Origin of the sequence: Moorena sp. SIO3A2, from assembly GCF_010672265.1 — a bacterium.
Classification (GTDB): domain Bacteria; phylum Cyanobacteriota; class Cyanobacteriia; order Cyanobacteriales; family Coleofasciculaceae; genus Moorena; species Moorena producens.
In genome coordinates this window covers 174,395-191,666 of the sequence record NZ_JAAHHC010000005.1, presented here as the reverse complement: position 1 = coordinate 191,666, position 17,272 = coordinate 174,395, and the positions used below count along the sequence as shown (strand labels likewise).

Annotated in this window: 21 protein-coding genes; 12 read left to right on the top strand and 9 right to left on the bottom strand. The window is 43.2% G+C overall.

Annotated features, from left to right (window positions below):
* Window positions 1-180 precede the first annotated feature (180 nt).
* The 3 genes from F6K64_RS07045 to F6K64_RS07035 all read left to right on the top strand — a co-directional run bounded on the left by F6K64_RS07045 (window position 181) and on the right by F6K64_RS07035 (window position 2,475).
* Complete coding sequence (locus F6K64_RS07045) at window positions 181-1,542, top strand: histidine phosphatase family protein (RefSeq protein WP_008188306.1); 1,362 nt, start codon at window positions 181-183, stop codon at window positions 1,540-1,542.
* A 161-nt stretch (window positions 1,543-1,703) separates the two neighbouring features.
* Window positions 1,704-2,000, top strand: a complete 297-nt coding sequence (locus F6K64_RS07040; RefSeq protein WP_287265133.1) for an acylphosphatase — start codon at window positions 1,704-1,706, stop codon at window positions 1,998-2,000.
* Between the two features lie 166 nt (window positions 2,001-2,166).
* On the top strand, window positions 2,167-2,475 hold the full coding sequence (locus tag F6K64_RS07035) for a P-II family nitrogen regulator (protein WP_287265132.1): 309 nt from the start codon (window positions 2,167-2,169) through the stop codon (window positions 2,473-2,475).
* Window positions 2,476-2,512: 37 nt separating this feature from the next.
* Here the strand turns inward: F6K64_RS07035 and F6K64_RS07030 are convergent, their stop codons facing one another.
* Complete coding sequence (locus F6K64_RS07030; RefSeq protein ID WP_008188298.1) at window positions 2,513-2,923, bottom strand: J domain-containing protein; 411 nt, start codon at window positions 2,921-2,923, stop codon at window positions 2,513-2,515.
* Between the two features lie 631 nt (window positions 2,924-3,554).
* Between F6K64_RS07030 and F6K64_RS07025 the strand changes: the two genes are divergently transcribed.
* On the top strand, window positions 3,555-4,730 hold the full coding sequence (locus tag F6K64_RS07025; RefSeq protein WP_287265131.1) for a pyridoxal phosphate-dependent aminotransferase: 1,176 nt from the start codon (window positions 3,555-3,557) through the stop codon (window positions 4,728-4,730).
* A 229-nt stretch (window positions 4,731-4,959) separates the two neighbouring features.
* Here F6K64_RS07025 and F6K64_RS07020 read toward each other — a convergent pair whose 3' ends face one another.
* From F6K64_RS07020 to F6K64_RS07005, 4 genes are all read right to left on the bottom strand, one after another.
* The gene (locus tag F6K64_RS07020; protein ID WP_008188291.1) at window positions 4,960-5,391 is read right to left on the bottom strand and encodes a helix-turn-helix domain-containing protein; all 432 of its coding nucleotides are present in this window, start codon (window positions 5,389-5,391) and stop codon (window positions 4,960-4,962) included.
* Window positions 5,392-5,470: 79 nt separating this feature from the next.
* Window positions 5,471-5,671, bottom strand: coding sequence for a hypothetical protein (locus F6K64_RS07015; RefSeq protein ID WP_131827196.1), 201 nt, complete (start codon window positions 5,669-5,671; stop codon window positions 5,471-5,473).
* 235 nt (window positions 5,672-5,906) lie between these two features.
* Window positions 5,907-6,227: an NfeD family protein gene (locus F6K64_RS07010; protein WP_008188289.1), complete on the bottom strand. Its 321-nt coding sequence runs from the start codon at window positions 6,225-6,227 to the stop codon at window positions 5,907-5,909.
* Between the two features lie 239 nt (window positions 6,228-6,466).
* The gene (locus F6K64_RS07005) at window positions 6,467-7,717 is read right to left on the bottom strand and encodes an RNA-guided endonuclease InsQ/TnpB family protein (RefSeq protein WP_008188286.1); all 1,251 of its coding nucleotides are present in this window, start codon (window positions 7,715-7,717) and stop codon (window positions 6,467-6,469) included.
* Window positions 7,718-7,786: 69 nt separating this feature from the next.
* Here F6K64_RS07005 and F6K64_RS07000 point away from each other — a divergent pair, with 69 nt between their 5' ends.
* The 3 genes from F6K64_RS07000 to F6K64_RS06990 all read left to right on the top strand — a co-directional run bounded on the left by F6K64_RS07000 (window position 7,787) and on the right by F6K64_RS06990 (window position 9,536).
* Window positions 7,787-7,960: a ribbon-helix-helix domain-containing protein gene (locus F6K64_RS07000; protein ID WP_071986943.1), complete on the top strand. Its 174-nt coding sequence runs from the start codon at window positions 7,787-7,789 to the stop codon at window positions 7,958-7,960.
* 66 nt (window positions 7,961-8,026) lie between these two features.
* Window positions 8,027-8,152: a hypothetical protein gene (locus tag F6K64_RS06995; protein WP_267872095.1), complete on the top strand. Its 126-nt coding sequence runs from the start codon at window positions 8,027-8,029 to the stop codon at window positions 8,150-8,152.
* On the top strand, window positions 8,142-9,536 hold the full coding sequence (locus F6K64_RS06990) for a sugar porter family MFS transporter (RefSeq protein WP_008188284.1): 1,395 nt from the start codon (window positions 8,142-8,144) through the stop codon (window positions 9,534-9,536). The genes F6K64_RS06995 and F6K64_RS06990 overlap by 11 nt, the downstream gene beginning before the upstream one ends.
* Window positions 9,537-9,553: 17 nt before the next feature.
* On the opposite strand, the gene F6K64_RS06985 is transcribed toward F6K64_RS06990, so the two are convergent.
* Both F6K64_RS06985 and F6K64_RS06980 read right to left on the bottom strand, forming a co-directional pair.
* Window positions 9,554-9,682: a hypothetical protein gene (locus F6K64_RS06985; protein ID WP_287265129.1), complete on the bottom strand. Its 129-nt coding sequence runs from the start codon at window positions 9,680-9,682 to the stop codon at window positions 9,554-9,556.
* A gap of 25 nt (window positions 9,683-9,707) precedes the next feature.
* Window positions 9,708-11,762, bottom strand: a complete 2,055-nt coding sequence (locus F6K64_RS06980) for a M48 family metalloprotease (RefSeq protein WP_008188282.1) — start codon at window positions 11,760-11,762, stop codon at window positions 9,708-9,710.
* 870 nt (window positions 11,763-12,632) lie between these two features.
* On the opposite strand from F6K64_RS06980, the gene F6K64_RS06975 reads away from it, so the two are divergent.
* The 3 genes from F6K64_RS06975 to F6K64_RS06965 all read left to right on the top strand — a co-directional run bounded on the left by F6K64_RS06975 (window position 12,633) and on the right by F6K64_RS06965 (window position 14,898).
* Window positions 12,633-14,075 carry a sensor histidine kinase gene (locus F6K64_RS06975; protein WP_008188281.1) on the top strand — a complete coding sequence of 481 codons (1,443 nt, stop codon included), beginning with the start codon at window positions 12,633-12,635 and terminating at the stop codon, window positions 14,073-14,075.
* A gap of 80 nt (window positions 14,076-14,155) precedes the next feature.
* Window positions 14,156-14,569: an element excision factor XisH family protein gene (locus tag F6K64_RS06970; RefSeq protein WP_008188279.1), complete on the top strand. Its 414-nt coding sequence runs from the start codon at window positions 14,156-14,158 to the stop codon at window positions 14,567-14,569.
* The gene (locus F6K64_RS06965; RefSeq protein ID WP_008188276.1) at window positions 14,557-14,898 is read left to right on the top strand and encodes a XisI protein; all 342 of its coding nucleotides are present in this window, start codon (window positions 14,557-14,559) and stop codon (window positions 14,896-14,898) included. The genes F6K64_RS06970 and F6K64_RS06965 overlap by 13 nt, the downstream gene beginning before the upstream one ends.
* 104 nt (window positions 14,899-15,002) lie before the next feature.
* Here F6K64_RS06965 and F6K64_RS06960 read toward each other — a convergent pair whose 3' ends face one another.
* Both F6K64_RS06960 and F6K64_RS06955 read right to left on the bottom strand, forming a co-directional pair.
* Window positions 15,003-15,455 carry a MerR family transcriptional regulator gene (locus F6K64_RS06960; RefSeq protein WP_008188274.1) on the bottom strand — a complete coding sequence of 151 codons (453 nt, stop codon included), beginning with the start codon at window positions 15,453-15,455 and terminating at the stop codon, window positions 15,003-15,005.
* Window positions 15,456-15,520: 65 nt separating this feature from the next.
* The gene (locus F6K64_RS06955; RefSeq protein ID WP_154659915.1) at window positions 15,521-15,658 is read right to left on the bottom strand and encodes a hypothetical protein; all 138 of its coding nucleotides are present in this window, start codon (window positions 15,656-15,658) and stop codon (window positions 15,521-15,523) included.
* A 323-nt stretch (window positions 15,659-15,981) separates the two neighbouring features.
* Between F6K64_RS06955 and F6K64_RS06950 the strand changes: the two genes are divergently transcribed.
* Together F6K64_RS06950 and F6K64_RS06945 are read left to right on the top strand one after the other, a co-directional pair.
* Window positions 15,982-16,203 carry a hypothetical protein gene (locus F6K64_RS06950; RefSeq protein ID WP_287253416.1) on the top strand — a complete coding sequence of 74 codons (222 nt, stop codon included), beginning with the start codon at window positions 15,982-15,984 and terminating at the stop codon, window positions 16,201-16,203.
* Between the two features lie 117 nt (window positions 16,204-16,320).
* A complete protein-coding gene (locus tag F6K64_RS06945; protein WP_287265128.1) occupies window positions 16,321-17,232 on the top strand; it encodes a DUF4351 domain-containing protein in 912 nt (303 codons plus the stop codon).
* Window positions 17,233-17,272: the final 40 nt, after the last annotated feature.

The window sequence follows — 17,272 nt, the reverse complement described above, 5'->3', positions numbered from 1 at the left end:
TGCTGCTCAATGGACTACTAACCAATAACTAGTCACCAACTTTACACTGCCAGTTTAGGGATGATCTAGCTAGGTTACAATGACCTTGATGATTCGGAATCATCTGAGTATACCCAGTATACATTTGTCACCCTAGCTGACCCGGCTGAACCATATACCTGCTCATGGAGGAATAAGAGATTGGCTACCCGCGTCGTTATTGTCCGTCACGGTCAAAGTACTTACAACATTCAGCAGATCATTCAAGGACGCAGTGATCAGTCAGTCTTGACCGAAAAAGGTCGTGCTGATGCCCAAAAAGTTGGTACTGCCCTCAGTAGCCTCAGCTTTGATGCCATCTACTGCTCCCCTTTACAACGGGCAAAGCAAACCGCAGATATTATCCTATCCTATTTGCCAAACCCTCCCCAGTTACAGCCATCAGATCAGCTGATGGAAATCGATTTACCCCTTTGGCAAAATCTCCAAAAGAACGAAGTTAAGGAAAAATTCCCAGAAGACTACCAACGCTGGAAAGAACGCCCCCACGAATTTTCCATGGTCATTCCCACAGGGGTCGGGTCTAAAGAACACTTTCCTGTGCTTGAACTATACAAACAAGCAGAGCAGTTTTGGCAAGAGGTTATCCGCCTCTATCAAGGAGGTACGATTTTAATCGTAGCCCATAATGGTATCAATCGCTGCTTAATTAGCAGTGCCATTGGGGTAACTCCTGCTCGTTACCATAGTATCAGGCAATCCAATTGTGGCATCAATGTGCTCAATTTCACTGGTGGTTGGGGAGAAACCGTACAATTGGAATCCCTCAATCAAACCTCCCACTTGGGAGAAACCTTGCCAAGGTCAAGCGCACCTAAGGGAGATATTGACCTTGGGTTGCGTCTGTTGTTGGTGCGCCACGGTGAAACCGATTGGAATCGTGCCTCTCGCTTCCAGGGACAAATTGATGTACCTTTAAATGAAAATGGTCGTAAACAAGGACAGCAGGCGGGTGAGTTTCTAAAAGATATCCCCATTGATTTTGCAGTCAGTAGCCCCATGCTGCGTCCTAAGCAAACTGCTGAAATTATTCTCCAGTCTCACCCCAATGTCAATTTACAAGTTGATGATGGACTCCGGGAAATCAGTCATGGCTTATGGGAGGGCAAATTAGAATCAGAGATTTCCCAAGAGTATGGTGACTTGCTCAATCAGTGGAAAGTTGCCCCAGAAACGGTACAAATGCCAGAAGGAGAGAACTTACAGGATGTTTTGGAAAGGGCAGTGCCATCCTGGAATGGGATAGTTAAATCAGCTACGGCATCTGGTTCTGGATTTCAGACTGGCTTAGTGGTGGCTCATGATGCTATCAATAAAGTAGTACTTTGTGACATTCTTGGCTTGAGTCCAGCATTAATTTGGAGTATCAAGCAGGGAAATGGGGCTGTCAGCGTAATTGATTATCCCCAAGGCTTAGACAAAGCCCCAGTATTGCAAGCGATGAATATCACCACACACCTATCTGGAGGTGTATTGGATAAAACAGCCGCTGGTGCGCTGTAGCTAAACAATACGATCAATTTCCATGCTTTGGGGTAAGTATGTTGAAGGTTGGTTGAAGGTTGACCCTAAGCCAAAGTGTTACAGTCAACCTCGCCGACAAAGGATGCTTAAGGCGAACAACCTTCAACATTAACTTGATGTAGTCAACAGCAAACTGCTAAATGCAAAACTCATCAACACCACACAAGCAAATCCGCACCCATGTTTTCATTTCCGGAAGAGTTCAAGGAGTTGGTTATCGTTACTCCACAATGCTTCAAGCTAAGCATCTAGGGGTGAATGGCTGGGTGAGAAATCTTCTTGATAAGCGTGTGGAAGCGGTGTTTGAAGGGAATACCGCAGCAGTAGAAGCTATGGTGCGTTGGTGTCATACCGGACCGTTAAATGCTGTGGTTGACAATGTGGTGGTTAAGAATGAGACACCGGAAGGTTTGCAGGGATTTGAAATTACCCACTAATCGGTATAGTTGAGCTTAGTTGTCAATGGGTTCGCTTAGCGTGACCATAGGTTAATCTCGTAGCCTGATCTACCGGCAACCCCGTTGACAACTAACCATTGACAACTATAAAAGTCTATACTAGATGCTTATAGACTAATAGATATCAGGAATTAAGGAATTTCCTATGTCTACAGAAGATGCTCCCATCAATAGTGCTGTCTTAGTCACCATCATTGGTGAATCAGTAATTCGAGAAAGCCTTGTGAAGCTCATCAAAAGCCACGGGGCTACTGGTTATACTGTTAGTGATGTACGGGGAGAGGGGGGTCACGGCAAACGCCTAGGAGATATTCCGGGCTACAACACCAATGTTGAAATTAAGACGATCGTATCCCGGGAAGTGTCTGATGCAATTCTGCGTGCTATAGCCGAATACCGGAAGCGTCACGCTTTAATTGCCTACCGACAGGATATAGAAACGTTAAGCAATTAAAGCAGCGATCAAGTGATCACAAGTAATCACCAGTTAGTTAATCTAACCAATCATCGATTTTCTGGCTGCGATAGACACGCCTAGACTTTGGACTTCCCTGATTCTGACTCCCAGTTTTACTTTCACTAGCTTCGGTGGTTACAGGATTAACTTCCCGTTTATATAAGTCTGACTTACGATATTGGTTCTTTAATGGTGATTGCTTCTGGGGTTTAGGCTTGGGGTGTCTATTTTTCCAACCGAGAGTTCTTTGTAAAGACCGCAATTGGGCATGAGCTTCATTGATTTGTTGCAGCTTGCAGTGAGCTTTCTGTTGTAGCCGGGGATTACCAGAAAAACGGTCAGGATGCCATACCCAGGTCAAATCGAGGTAGCCCTGGTGAATCTCCTCCTGTGAAGCTCCAGGCTCCAGCTCCAGGATTCTGTAGTATTTCTCTACCTCTAACATTTACAATATCCTCTTCCGACAGTGACAGGAAAATCAATTAGTAGACACAAAGAAGCCCAAACAAACTTGTCGGGGCAAATTTCACGCTGTGATCAAAACCCTTGAGTCAGTTCCTAACTAAAAAACTCAGGACTTTGACACTTAGAACTAACAAACTTTTTCTTTTATAGCTACCTACTTAGTGCAGGGTAAACACATCTTGTTTTGAAATGCTTACTCGATATAAGAGTGATTTGATAAGTAATTTTGCTTATTAATTTGACAATCTTTTCTGAGTAAGGCTTCTAGAATTTAGATGCGTTTGCCCTGCTAGTTAGTCAAGTAAACAATAAATTTAAGTCTGAATTAATTGCCAGTCAATTGCAGCAAAAAAACACATCAATTTAAGAAATATATAGTTTCTAGTCTTTAGTTAACGTAAGTTCATGGTTTGACAGCAAACCTCTACAGCCTTGATTAGCCCTGATTAGCCCTGATTAGGTAACAAAGGGACAAGGCTGAAAAATAAAATAAATATTAAAATAAATCTAAAATAAATCTAAAATTAGTCCAAAATGGCTATGCATTATGGGATAATTATAAGATTGTCAAGGCAATCGCATTAACAATTCCTCAGTTATTATTTGTGAGAATGAAGCTGGCATCAAGAGTTGGTCAAGTTACCCCTTCCTTAACTTTAGCCATTGCTGCTAAAGCCAAAGCCATGAAGGCAGATGGGATTGATGTTTGTAGTTTTAGCGCTGGAGAACCGGATTTTGACACTCCCGCTCATATTAAAGCAGCCAGTAAGCAAGCCCTGGATGAAGGAAAGACTAAGTATGGTCCAGCCGCTGGGGAACCGAAGCTAAGAGCTGCGATCGCAAATAAACTGCGCCATGAGAATAACCTCAATTACGATACACAGAACGTTATTGTCACCAATGGCGGTAAGCAATCCCTATTCAACTTGATGCTGGCTCTGATTGAAGTGGGAGATGAGGTGATTATTCCTGCTCCCTACTGGCTTTCCTATCCAGAAATGGTGAAGCTGGCTGGTGGTAAACCTGTGATTGTTCCTACAGATGCCACTCAAGGGTACAAAATTACACCGGCTCAGCTCCGTTCATCCATTACACCCCAAACTAAATTATTTATTCTCAACTCTCCGTCTAATCCCACCGGTATGGTTTATACTCCCGCAGAACTAAAAGCCTTGGCGGAAGTAGTGGTAGAGCAAGATATTCTGGTGGTTTCTGACGAAATTTACGAGAAAATTCGGTACGATGGGGCTCAACACCTTAGTATTGGGGAAGTAAGCTCAGAAATATTCAAGCGCACTATCATTAGTAATGGGTTTGCTAAAGCTTTTGCTATGACTGGCTGGCGTATCGGTTATATAGCAGGTCCAGTAGAGCTAATTAAAGCAATGACCACGATTCAAAGTCATAGCACCTCCAATGTTTGTACCTTTGCTCAGTATGGTGCGATCGCAGCTTTGGAAGGTTCCCTTGACTGTGTAGAACAGATGCGCCAAGCCTTTGCCCAACGGCGACAGGTGATGTTAGAGCGGCTCACGGCCATGGCTGGACTGACTTGTCTGAAGCCAGACGCTGCTTTCTACTTATTCCCTAACATTAGTCAAACGGGTTTAAGCTCTTTGGAATTTTGCGATCGCTTACTCAGTTCCGAGCAAGTTGCTGCAATTCCTGGTATTGCCTTTGGTGCTGATGATTGTATCCGTCTTTCCTATGCTACGGATATGGCTTCCATTGAGAAGGGGATGGATCGCTTGGAAAAGTTTTTGCATCAAGTCAATGGCCACGGATAAAATTCGGGGGCTTTCCATAGCTTTGTGATCACAATTTTGTGATCAGTTGTTGCCATTCTCGACAAACGTTGATACCTCTGTTCTGCTGTCGATAACTAGCAACTTTTGCTTCAACCACGAGCAGAAAAACTACCACCAGCGATGCAGAGGTGCGACCCGTGGCGAATTTAATTCGCCAACGGAAAGCGCACCTAAGCGGTCTTGGGGGTTTCCCCCATGAGCGACTGCATCAAGAAATAAAGTGAACATCACTGAAGGTTTCGATCCACAGACGAGCGCCACAAGGCAGTGGGTTATCCGGCTGATACGTAATCCGGCAAGGACCAAGGATTTCTACTTGGTTGCCGTATAAATTGTTGCCACTTCGTTTTACTGAAATCACTGGCTTGCGCTCTTCCGGACTTTTGTGGATATTGGAGCCAATGTGATTGCGGTTGACATTAATCTTGGCTAGACCTGGAGTACGACTGGTACGCCATTTTCCTTTTGGTCCTCTAGTACCTTTAATGATTTGGGGCAGATTGTTGAACAGGGGAATAATCCAGAATTTCCCACTTTTATAGGCACCCCGGACGCGACCCTTTTCAAGGAGTTGGCGCAATCGCCGAGGAGAAATACCTAAAAGAGATGCGGCTTCAGTAGTACAAACGCACTTATTCATAGTTGTCTCCAAAAACTATACCGATAAAACTATTATAACTTAAAAAGTTACCTTATTGTCAAAGTTCTAGTAAACTCACTTATAAAGTAGGATGATTATTAATAACTAACTTTAGCGGTAGAGTTATTTTTGGCGTTGCGTCAGTCTTCGCGCTGAATAGGAGTAGAGTGGGCATCCTGCCCGCCCGACAATAAGCATGAAACTGGCAAGATGCCAGTTCTACACAAGATGCCAGTTCTACACAAGATGCCAGTTCCACGCAAACATGCCCATTCCACAAAACTATTAAAAATTAAGCAACGCCTTATTTTCTAAGTCCGTCAAAAAGTGATCTTTAGGGATCAGTGTAGGAATTGTGATAATTTTTGTTTTCTACTCCGAGATCCGCTGTTCCCTATTCCCTTTGCTATTAGTGCCAAAGTTCAAGTAAACCCAGAAGCCCAATACTGACCCGTGGACAGTATTGGGCTTCTGAAGTTAATTAGTTTGGTTTAATGTGAAAATACTGTAAACACTCAAGCTAATCGTTGAGTCCAACTCAACAAGCGTGAGACAATCCCTGTGGCTAGGTTTTGGCTCGACTCTTGGGAATCGTCGGGAAAAATATAACCCACTGGTACCACAATCAGGGTAATGCCCCGCCGACCAACAACTGTAACTGGGTCTTCAGGTTCAAGGGTGACTTGAAAATCGGAGCATACTTCTGCTGGCCAGTAAGTTGCTTTATACTTGACTCGTCCTGGCTTATGAGGAGTAATTGTCTTTTCTACCTTGCCAGTGCCAGGCTCTGAGAATAGGTTCATCTCTTCCATGGTGGGGTTTTTAGTTGATTCCATTTGCTGCCTGCTCCCTGAGCTTTACCTTACCTTTAAACTCTACTTTCGTTATCTAAAGCCTGGTGAGGTATCCCATGCCACTATTTAAACCTGTACACAATCCCGTGGTAGTTAGGGTCTTGGCAATATTTGGCTCTAATCCTAGCTCTGTCTATTATTGGAGCCTGCTATGCCTAAGGTGATAGGTCGTTCTTTCGATAGACAGTTGCTTAACTGGCAACTTGTCCACGTGACAGCTCCTACAGTGAACCTGTAAGGTCAGTGTAGGCTTCCCAGCCAATCCGGGTATCCCTTAGGAGGCGCTGGGCTTTAAGAACGGACTGCCCTTCCGCTCTATTTTTTATGTTTATTGCCGCATTGTGATCACGTTCGCGTAGCGTCGCCTTCGGCGAATCAAGACTGCATCCACAATGGGGACAATCATGCCAACGGATATGCAGCTTTTTAGGTACTTTTTTGCCGCAACTGGAACAATTCTGCGAAGTATTTCGGGCACTTACTGGGATCGTTAACAAGCCAGCATTTAAGGCTTTGCTTGATAGGATTGTCAGAAAGCTTGACCACCCGGCGTCTAACACAGACTTAGCCAATCGGGTTTTATTTAGTCCCTTGACGTTTAATTTTTCGTGAGCAATTACATCATATTTTGACAACAAATATTTGGCGGTTTTAAAATGGAAGTCTTTCCGCTTGTCAGCAACTTTTTTGTGTTGTATTCCAAGTTGCTTAATAGCCTTGAGCCGATTTTTTCCTCCCTTCTTCCTTCGAGATACTCGTTTTTGTATTACTTTTAAGCGTTTTTGCGCTTTTCGGTAATATTGAGGAGTCTTAATGGTTTCCCCTTCGGAAGTAGTTAAAAATTCTTTAAGTCCAACGTCAATACCGATGATTGAGCTAGGATTAAGGTCAGCCTTGGTTTCAGGAATTGTTTTGTCTTCTAGGGACAAAACCAAATAGTAGCCATCACACTTTTTAGTGACTGAGGCTGTTTTTATTTTGAACCCATCAGGAATGGTGCGGTGTAAGACAATTTTGACTTTTCCTATTTTAGGCAAATCAATCAATTCACCTTGCAAGCACCCCTCTTTCATTTGGGGATAAGTAAAGGTGCGATAACGGTGTCTCTTTTTGAATCTGGGTCTGCCGCTTTTATTTCCGTTTTTGTCTCCCTTGATGAATCGATCAAAAGCTAACTTAACCCTTTTGACAGCATCCTGAAGTACTTGGGAATGAATGTCCTTGTACCAAGGACGAGCCTTTTTGAGATCGGGTAAAGTCTTTTTCTGGCTGTAATAATCTGGATTATCTCTTAGCTCCGGAAGATGACAGACGAGGGCGCAAGCATTAATAGAACACCGATTTTGTTCATACCAAGAGAATCGGTCTGCTAGCAAGTAATTGTACTGAGCACAAAGCATCGACAACCAATTATCTATGATAGCTTTTTGTGATTTTGTCGGCTTTAACCGGTATTGATATGCAGTCCTCATTTGACTTGCTTTTTAAGCTTTTAGACCTATAATGATAGTAACACAGGTACGGCCACATGGCAAGCGAAAATGAAAAACAAAAAATTAACAATCCGAGTTACCGATTTTGAAAGAAGGCAATTGGAACAAGAAGCGAATCGACGTGGAATGACTCAATCCGAGTTGATCAGGAGTTTGATAGCTCGCTTCCCTGATCCAAAAGACCCTGTCCGCGATTCATCCCACACTCATGCTACGCATTGAGATGTGGGGCTTCTCGCGGGTTCAAGCTAAAGAATGAGGGCAAAAAGCTTCCAGGTATGCATCAACATGGAAAATTCAAAAGCGATGCAGCGCTACTCCCTACTCCCTACTCCCTACTCACTACTCCCTACTCCCATTAACCCAAGACGAAAGTACCTCACCCCATTGAGAACTGCTATAAATGATAAATGACAAACAACAATACCATATATCTTTTGTACTCCTGATTTCCGCAGTAGCTGCCATTGGTGGTTTTTTATTCGGTTTCGACAGTGCAGTGATCAATGGCACGATTACAGCACTGCAAAAAGCCTTTCACTCCACTAGCGTCGGGACGGGATTTTCAGTATCTTCGATGCTGCTAGGTTCTGCAGTTGGGGCGTTTTACGCTGGACAGATGGCGGATTGGTATGGCCGCAAAAAGGTGATGCTGATGACTGCTGCTTTATTTACTATCAGTGCCATTGGCTCTGGTATAGCGATCAGTATCTGGGATTTTGTAGTCTATCGACTGGTGGGTGGCATTGCTGTGGGTGCCGCTAGTGTAATTAGTCCAGCTTACATCGCAGAGGTTTCTCCAGCTCACCTGCGGGGAAGGTTAGGTTCTCTGCAGCAATTGGCAATTGTTATTGGTATTTTTATTGCTTTTGTCAGCAACTACTTGATTGGTATGGCTACCGGTTCAGCAGAAGCACCACTTTGGTTTTCTATACCGGCTTGGCGCTGGATGTTCTGGATGGAGCTGATTCCAGCAACTGTTTATTGGGTGGGGGCTTGGTTGATTCCTGAATCTCCCCGGTTTTTGGTCTCTATTGGCCGATTGACAAAAGCTGCTGCTGTTTTCGCCAAGATTGAGAGTGGTGATGTCCAAGCCAAGGTCTTGGAAATTCAGCAAACAGTTCTAAAAGAGCGCAAGCCTAAACTGTCTGATCTGATTGGGAAAAATGGTATGCTGCTTCCCATTGTCTGGGTAGGCATGGGGCTATCTATATTTCAACAGTTTGTGGGAATTAATGTAGTATTCTACTATGGTAATGTGTTATGGCAAGAGGTAGGGTTTTCAGAAGGGGATTCCCTGCTAATTAATGTTATTACTGGCGCTATTAATCTTCTTACTACCCTTTTAGCGATCGCATTCATAGACAAGTTTGGACGCAAACCCCTTCTGCTCCTTGGGTCTATTGGCATGACCTTGACCTTGGGGATAATGGCATTTATTTTTACTTTCGCCCAGTTGGATAGCGCTGGTGAATTGATTCTGACTCACTCTCAAGGGATTGTTGCCCTCTTAGCCGCTAACCTGTATGTGTTCTGCTTCGGCTTTTCCTGGGGACCAGTGGTCTGGGTGATGCTAGGGGAAATGTTCAACAACCAGATTCGAGGCTCTGCACTGTCTGTTGGTGCTTCAACTCAATGGCTGGCCAATTTTTTCATTACCATCACCTTCCCCATTCTCCTGACTAGATTTGGTTTAGGTACTGCTTATGGTCTTTATACCATTGCTGCTGCTATCTCCTTTTTCTTAGTTGTTTTCGCAGTTCGGGAAACCAAAGGTAAGGAACTCGAAGCAATGTAATCGTAAGTATTCAGCTATCAGCTATCAGCTATTGAATAAAACGTAAGCATTGGTTTAATCTCAGTGAAGTCACAGGCTGGAAGCCTGTGCCACAAAGCTGACCGCTGACCGCTGATCCCTGTTCGCGTAGCGTGCGCGTAGCGCATTAGCTGAATACTTACAATATTACTCCTACTGTTGTTGCTCCTGCTCATTTTCTGGTTTTAGCTCCTGTTCTTTATCCTGTGTTTGCTGCTGCTCATCTTCTTGTTTTTCCTCCTGTTTGCCCTCCTCTTCTTCCTTCTGTTTTTCCTCATACTCTTTCAGGAGTTGAGCAACTCGCTTCTGAATCTCTAGGTGCTTTTCTACACCTTCATAAGTATAACGGTTATAACCATTACTGTCGATTATAGCTTCTAAATTATTAATCCGTTCTTTAGTTTCTGGGTGGGTTGAAAGCCAAGGAAATAATGGTTTTGGTCCACCTTGATCATGGAGGGTAATCATCAAATTGCGCAATCCATCTGCTGCATAGCCACTAGCAGTAAGAATTTTATTTCCTAAATCATCAGCCTGACGTTCCATATTTCGGCTGTAGTTAAGTACAATTAAATTAGCAGCAGTGCCACCATAGGGAATAAATTGGGCAATGTTAGCGGTCAAGTTACCTTGAGTGACTAACTGGAAACCGTGGGATAAGACAGCATGGGATAGTTCGTGAGCCAGTAAACCAGCTAATTCTGCTTCGGACTTGGTTTTTAGGATAGCCCCAGCGTTGATAAATATTTTACCTCCTGGTAGAGCAAAAGCATTGAGTTGGTCATCCATGACTACATAAAACTCGTAGTTAAACTCATCGCGACCTGTTACCTTGGTAAGTTTATTGCCTATCTCGCGCACATACTCCAACACTTCTTCGTCTTCTAGCATCGGTAATTGCTTTTGTGCTTGCTTAGCAATTCTTTTCCCAATCCCTGATTCTCCCTGGAGCATTAATACAGTTGACTCTATTGCCGATAGCGGACCAAAAAGATTGCCAGTAAAAACATAACCTAATGTTCCAGTAATCACATTCATTATTGTATTACCGGTCATTTCATTCCGGAGATGGGAAATGTGGCGGTCTAGATGTTGATCAGCGAGCTGGAGAAACTCTTCCGATTGAGGATGCTCAGTATTAAACAGGGCAAATTCACGAGCTACCAGAGATGCTTCAAACCAATTTTCTGATTCTGCTAGCATTGCCATGGTTACCTTGATTAATTCCGGCTCATGGGGATATAGATTTTTAGCTTGCTTTAAAACTAATAAGCCTTCATCAAGCCGCTCATAATCTTTTAGAGCTTGAGCGTAGCGTATATGACCGGGAATAAATTCTGGTTGCTGCTCTACTAAAAACTTGAGGGGAATCAGAATTTTACTTTCTAAATTCTTTTCTAACCCTGACTCATAGTTACGCCAATACACTCCCCCAGCAGGAGAGAGTTGAGCGGTGTCGTAAATTGCCTCCGGTAGTTCTTGAACTGGTTCTGGAGTATCAAAAGGATTCTTTGCTTCACGATATAACTGTTCAGCAGCAATTATATCTCCACTTAGATAAAGTCTATCGGCTTCAATAAGTTTCTGCTGTTTTGCCAGTTCTTCTGGGCTAAGTTCTTCAGCTTCTGCTTCCAGGTCTTTTTCTTCAGCGTCTTCAGCAGTTGTGCTTTCTTCTTTCTCTACCTCTGTATCCGAAGTTTCTGTATCGAAAGTTTCTGTATCCAAAGCCTCTGTATCCAAAGCCTCTGTATCCAAAGCTTCTGTATCCAAAGCTTCTGTATCCAAAGCTTCTGTATCTTTGGTATCTGAGTCTATTGTAGGTACAGTTGTCGTAGAAGTGTCTGTTTCTGGAAGTTCCCTATCCACTAAGATATCTGGCTGCTCGGTGTCTTCAGTGGAATTATCCGGTAATGGCACTTCTATATCTATAGGATTTATAGGTATAGGTATACCAGTATCCGAAGTTTCGGTAGGGGCATCGGTAGTCGGTGCTTCAGTCTCAGATATATCCTCTGACCTAAGGACTTCAGTATCCTCTGACATGTCAGAAACCTCAGTAGCCCCTAAATGTGAGACAGTTAGAGGTTCACTACTGTGTTGGATTGGTTCCGATTCCCCGATTTTAGGAGACTCAGCTAAGGCAGTTGAGGCTTCACCCGCCATTAGGATTCCTGACAAAATTAGCACTAAATTTCCAAAACGTTTCATAATTAAATGGTCGCTAATGACTAGAACGGGATATTGATAAAACTAGAAACTAGACTTCTTACAGAAGTAGAAAACTTCGGATATCTGATCTCGGAAGGATTATGGAGACTACTTTTGGACTTTGGCAAGAGGTCTAATATACCCAAGCTTAGATCAGGTGATAGGGTAATAGAGTTATCGGGTGATAGGTAAGCCTCTCACCACTTGTTATTGTTCACAAATGAATTACGATTGGTAGATAGTATAAATATACGTTATTTTACTGATTACCGATACACATAATTGCGCTATGTTCATCAAATGAAATATAAGCATTCAGCAGTCAGCTGTCAGCCGTGAGCTAAAGGCTCACGCTGCGCGAACAGCAGATTGAACTCAGATTAAACGAATGGTTGCTTGTTTTATTCAAAACCTTTTGTCGTAGCTTGCCCAAGCGGCCATAAGCTAATAGCACCATCTGTAGCACCATCTGTCGCCCATTAGCACCTCAAGTAACACCTCAAGTAGCCCATTAGCTGATAGCTTAGACTGTTACTAACCTTAGGCTGGGTGCATCTCAATGGATGAAATTAGGAAAAAATTATTATAATAAAATTCCCACACTTCCCACACTCCCCACACTCCCCTTCTTTTTGACAAATATGAGATGTACCCTTATCGGTAGTGTTTCTAGTCCAGTAGTTATGGATAAATAGTAATTATAGTTACCAATTCCCAATTCCCAATTCCCAATTCCCCTAGCTTGACAATCCCCATGGTCCCGAACAAGATATTAGTTATCTGATTCTAACTAGTCTATCAGTAATTTCTCAGATTGTTCTGTCAAACTGATAATCAGTAATATTAATATAAATATTCCTACAAAGACTGATGAAGTTCCCCAGCCGTTTGCTGGAAAAATTCTTGAATAACTCCTACCTAAAGCTTGATTTACGTTCCCTACGGGTAAGACTAACCTTAGGAATTGCCGCTGTTTCAGCCTTAGGTATGGGCAGTTTGGCAATTTGGACCAGCTGGAAAATGCAGCATATTCTGGTTTCCACTCACAAACAGAGTATTAGTTATATTGCAGAGCGCTTCCCCCAGGATGTGGAAATCTATAGCGATATGGTTACCCCGGAAACCGGGATGCAAAAGGCAATTGATAAACTCAGCAATAGTAACACCCTACTCTGGGTAAAGCATCCCAACAATGGTATTGTTGCTCAATCTGAAGCCCTAGAGGTTATGGACACTCTGACTTCTCCAAAGTATTTGTCACGGATACCGCCCATGCCAGAAGTCTTGGAAGTAAATGGAAGTTACTGGGTGGTTTGCGGCACTACTTTGGAAGTTAAGCAAGCCAATCTCGGTAAGTTTTACATTGCCCAAGACATTACTAGTGATCAACAGATGTTTTTGCAGCTGATCCGGAGTCTGGGGATTGCTACAGCACTGGCTATTGGAGGGATGTGTATTGCGATCGCATTCTATATTAAGCGATCGCTCCAACCACTACAGTTGATGAGTCAGCTAACTGAGAGTATTTCTGCTGATGATTTGGGGGATGTGCAAATACAGCTCGATAATGCTCCCACTGAAGTCAGAGAATTGGCACAAACCTTTGACGAAATGCTAGTGCGTCTGAATGAAGCCTTAGAAAATCAACGGCAATTTGTTAGCAATGTATCCCATGAATTGCGCACTCCTTTAACCTTAGTCTCTGGCTACGTCCAAAGTACCTTACGTCGCGGTGCTAATTTGAGTCCACCTCAGCGCGAAGCCCTAGAAATTGCTTCTTCAGAAGCTGACCGCACTGTGCAAATGTTGCAGGATTTACTGGATTTGGCACGAGCGGATAGTGGTCATATACACTTCAATCTAGAATCCTTTGTCCTAGATGAGTTGGTCGAAGAGGTGGCTGAGATGGCAAGACAATATACTAAGCGAGTTATTAAGGTTGAGTGTATTAAACCTGGAATTTGGGTCAAAGGTGATATCAATCGCCTCAAACAAGTCCTACTGAATTTGATTGATAATGCCGTAAAATACTCTAGTGTCGATAAACCAGTCACTGTTAAGTTAACTCAGGTGGATGGCCGTGGCAGAATTGAGGTCTGTGATCGTGGTATTGGTATTCCTTTAAAACAACAAGCCCGTATTTTTGACCGCTTCTATCGGGTCGATGAAACTAGAACTCGTTCTACCGGTGGCGCGGGTTTGGGTCTATCCATTGTCAAGACTTTGGTCGAGGGGATGGGGGGGAGTGTGAAAGTGCGATCGCAGTTAAACAAAGGAAGTATATTTACGGTTTGCTTACCGTTACAGTGGTAGGGAATACTGCCGGGCATCAGGATTTTGGTATCACTATTTTATTATCGGTAGGGTTTTCCAGGAGATGTTGCTATTCTACTATGGCAAGAGACAAGTATCATGAATTAGTAAAAGCAGCGCTAGTCAAGGAAAGATGGTTGATTACGGATGACCCCCTCATTGTAGAAGCTGGCAAACGTAAGATTCAGGTTGATTTAGGAGCTGAACGGTTAATTGCTGCTGAAAAAGATGGTGAAAAAATTGCTATAGAAATAAAAAGCTTTATTGGTGTCTCAACGCTTCATGATTTTTATCAAGCTTTGGGTCAGTTTAGTTTTTATAAGTATGCTCTTGAAAAAAAGATGCCGGAACGAACATTATTTTTAGCTGTACCAGATGATACCTATGAAGATTTTTTCAAGGAAGACTTTATTACAGAACTACTGGCTCGCTATCAGGTTAAAATGTTGGTGTATCGGATCGATGAAGCAACTATTGAGCGATGGATAAACTAGGGAAGTATAAGTCAATTGTTCGTAAAATTACCATAGAAACTGGGAAGCTGGGTGAGCGTCCTGATGATCAGGTTAAGAGTCAGATTATTTTAGATGATGAGAGGGGACACTACCTGCTGTATTTCAACGGATGGCGTGGCTCTAAACGCACTTACGGTTGTTATCTACATATTGATGTTAGTCATGATGGAAAAGTTTGGGTACACTACGATGGCACTGATTTGCGTATTGCTGAGAAATTGGTAGAGCTATCAATTCCTAAATCAGATATTGTATTAGGATTTATCTCACCAATTAGGCGAGCAGATACTGGTTTTGCTATCAGGTAAATCTTAGGATTGGCGAATGCGTTCGCGTAGCGGCTCGTACCGAGCATCGCTTAGCATAACCTAGGGTCAATCCCGTTTACAGTCCCTGACTCTGACTATGATGATCAGCTACTAGCCGGGAAACTGCCACCAATGAAGTGAATATCACTGAAAGTTTCGATCCACAAACGAGCGCCACAATCAAGTGGATTATCCGGCTGATAAACAATCTTACAAGGACCGAGGATTTCGACTTCGTTGCCGTAGAGATTAGTGCCCTTTCGTTTTACTGAAATCACTGGCTTCCGATCTTTGGGGCTTTTCTTGATATTCGAGCCAATGTGATTGCGATTGACATTAATCTTAGCTAAAGCGGGGGGACGACTGGTACGCCATTTGCCCTTTGGTCCACGGGTACCTTTAGTAATTTGTGGCAAATGGTTGAACAGAGGAATAATCCAGAATTTCCCGGTTTTATAGGCACCCCGGACGCGACCCTTCTCAAGGAGTTGTCGCAATCGTCTAGAGGAAATTCCTAATAAAGATGCTGCTTCAGTAGTACCAACACACTTGTTCATCAGTTGACTCTCCTTTAACTATTCCTATAATAATAGTCTAATAGATAAAAGAAAAATTGACAATGTCAGGGAATCGGGAATCGGGAATCGGGAATTGACGGAAGATTTAGGATATGGTTGGTGGATGCGTTCGCGCAGCGGCTCGTACCGAGCATCGCGTAGCGTGGCCTAAGGCCAATCGCGTAGCGGCTCGTACTGAGCATCGCGCAGCGGAGCCAATCCCTATCGCAATAGTTAGTTCACTAAAATAATTAATCAATTAATTATTGAGCTTGGTACACAGGATTTTTCCCCACTCCACAACTCCCTGCTCCCTGCTCCCTGCTCCCTATTCCCTACTCCCTACTCCCTACTCCCTAAAAAATTTGTTACAAAAATTTTCAAAATATGTTATAATTAAAGATTATTTGTGTTATAATAAAAATACCGTGGGCGCTAAAACGCTCCACGGTAAGAGCCAGCCGACAGTTTCTCCAGGACCCCAGGCTGGCTCTAGACCCCCAGTTAAGGAGATACCTAATATTTTATGTCCTACTCTCAACGCCTATATCCATGGGCGCTCATTCGTCTATTGCCGAAGATGCAGCGGATGGTTGTGCGTCGTTTTCGCAACCGATCAGATGCGGAGGGGCACTTGCAGGCTCTGAAACGACTGATGCCTGATGCTGATTTTATTATTATCTTCGATTTAGGAGACCCGATAGACGGCCAGCCTATAGACGACCAGCCTATAGACGAAGAATCTTAAGGAGCAGGGAGTGTGGGAAGTGCGGGAGACCCAGCTTCCCAGTAATCAAATTTTAGTCCGACCCCAGAAACAGCCCTGGGCGTGACTCAGTAATTAGTCTTAATTCGGTAATTGTCTATGGCAAAACGTGCAGATATTGGTAGCAAACGCTTAATCAGTTTAGCACCCAATGCTTGGGTGCAATGGGTAACTGGTAATCCTCAAGTGCGAGCATCGGAGTTACTCGATGCTGAATTTCAATGGATTAGTCGAGAAAGCGATGTCATTGTAAAAGCTTATAGTCCTGAACATCAAGAATTTCTGATTCTCAATGAATTGCAACTACGCTATAGTCAGGCAATGCCTCAGCGTATGCGCAATTATGTCGCCTTAGCGGAAGAAAAATACAACCTATCCACTTATCCAGTATTAATTAACATCTTGCCGCCTCCAGCCACCGTTACCATTGAAAATTGCTACGAAAGCGAATTCATGGGATTAAAGGCGTATCAAGATTATCGGGTAATTAATCTGTGGGAAGTAGATGCTGACTTGGTACTGGCACAACCCTTGACATCATTATTACCATTTGTCCCAATTTTATTTGGAGGTGGTAGTGAAGCGAAATTGCGCTCAGCCGTCCAGGCACTAAGAGCAGATCAAACCTTGAACCAACTAGAACCGTTGTTAGCTTTTTTCGCTAGCTTTGTATTAGAAATACCCTTAATTCAACAAATCATGAGGTGGGATATGACAGTATTACGTGAATCACCCTGGTATCAGGAAATTTTACAAGAGGGTGTTGCTCAAGGGATTGAACAAGGGATTGAACAAGGCATTGAACAAGGGATTGAACAAGGCATTGAGCAAGGCATCCAACAAGAACGTCGAGGCAGTTTAGAGCGCATCCTTAAACTGCGATTTTCAGAGATTCCTTTAGAGATATCCCTGAGAATTCAAGCTTTAACTCTCGAACAACTAGAAGAGTTGATGGCAATAGCATTAACCGTTAACTCTTTAGATGAGTTTAGTGAACAGTTGCGAATGTAGAATTTAGAATGTAGAATTTAGAATGTAGAATTGGGAATTA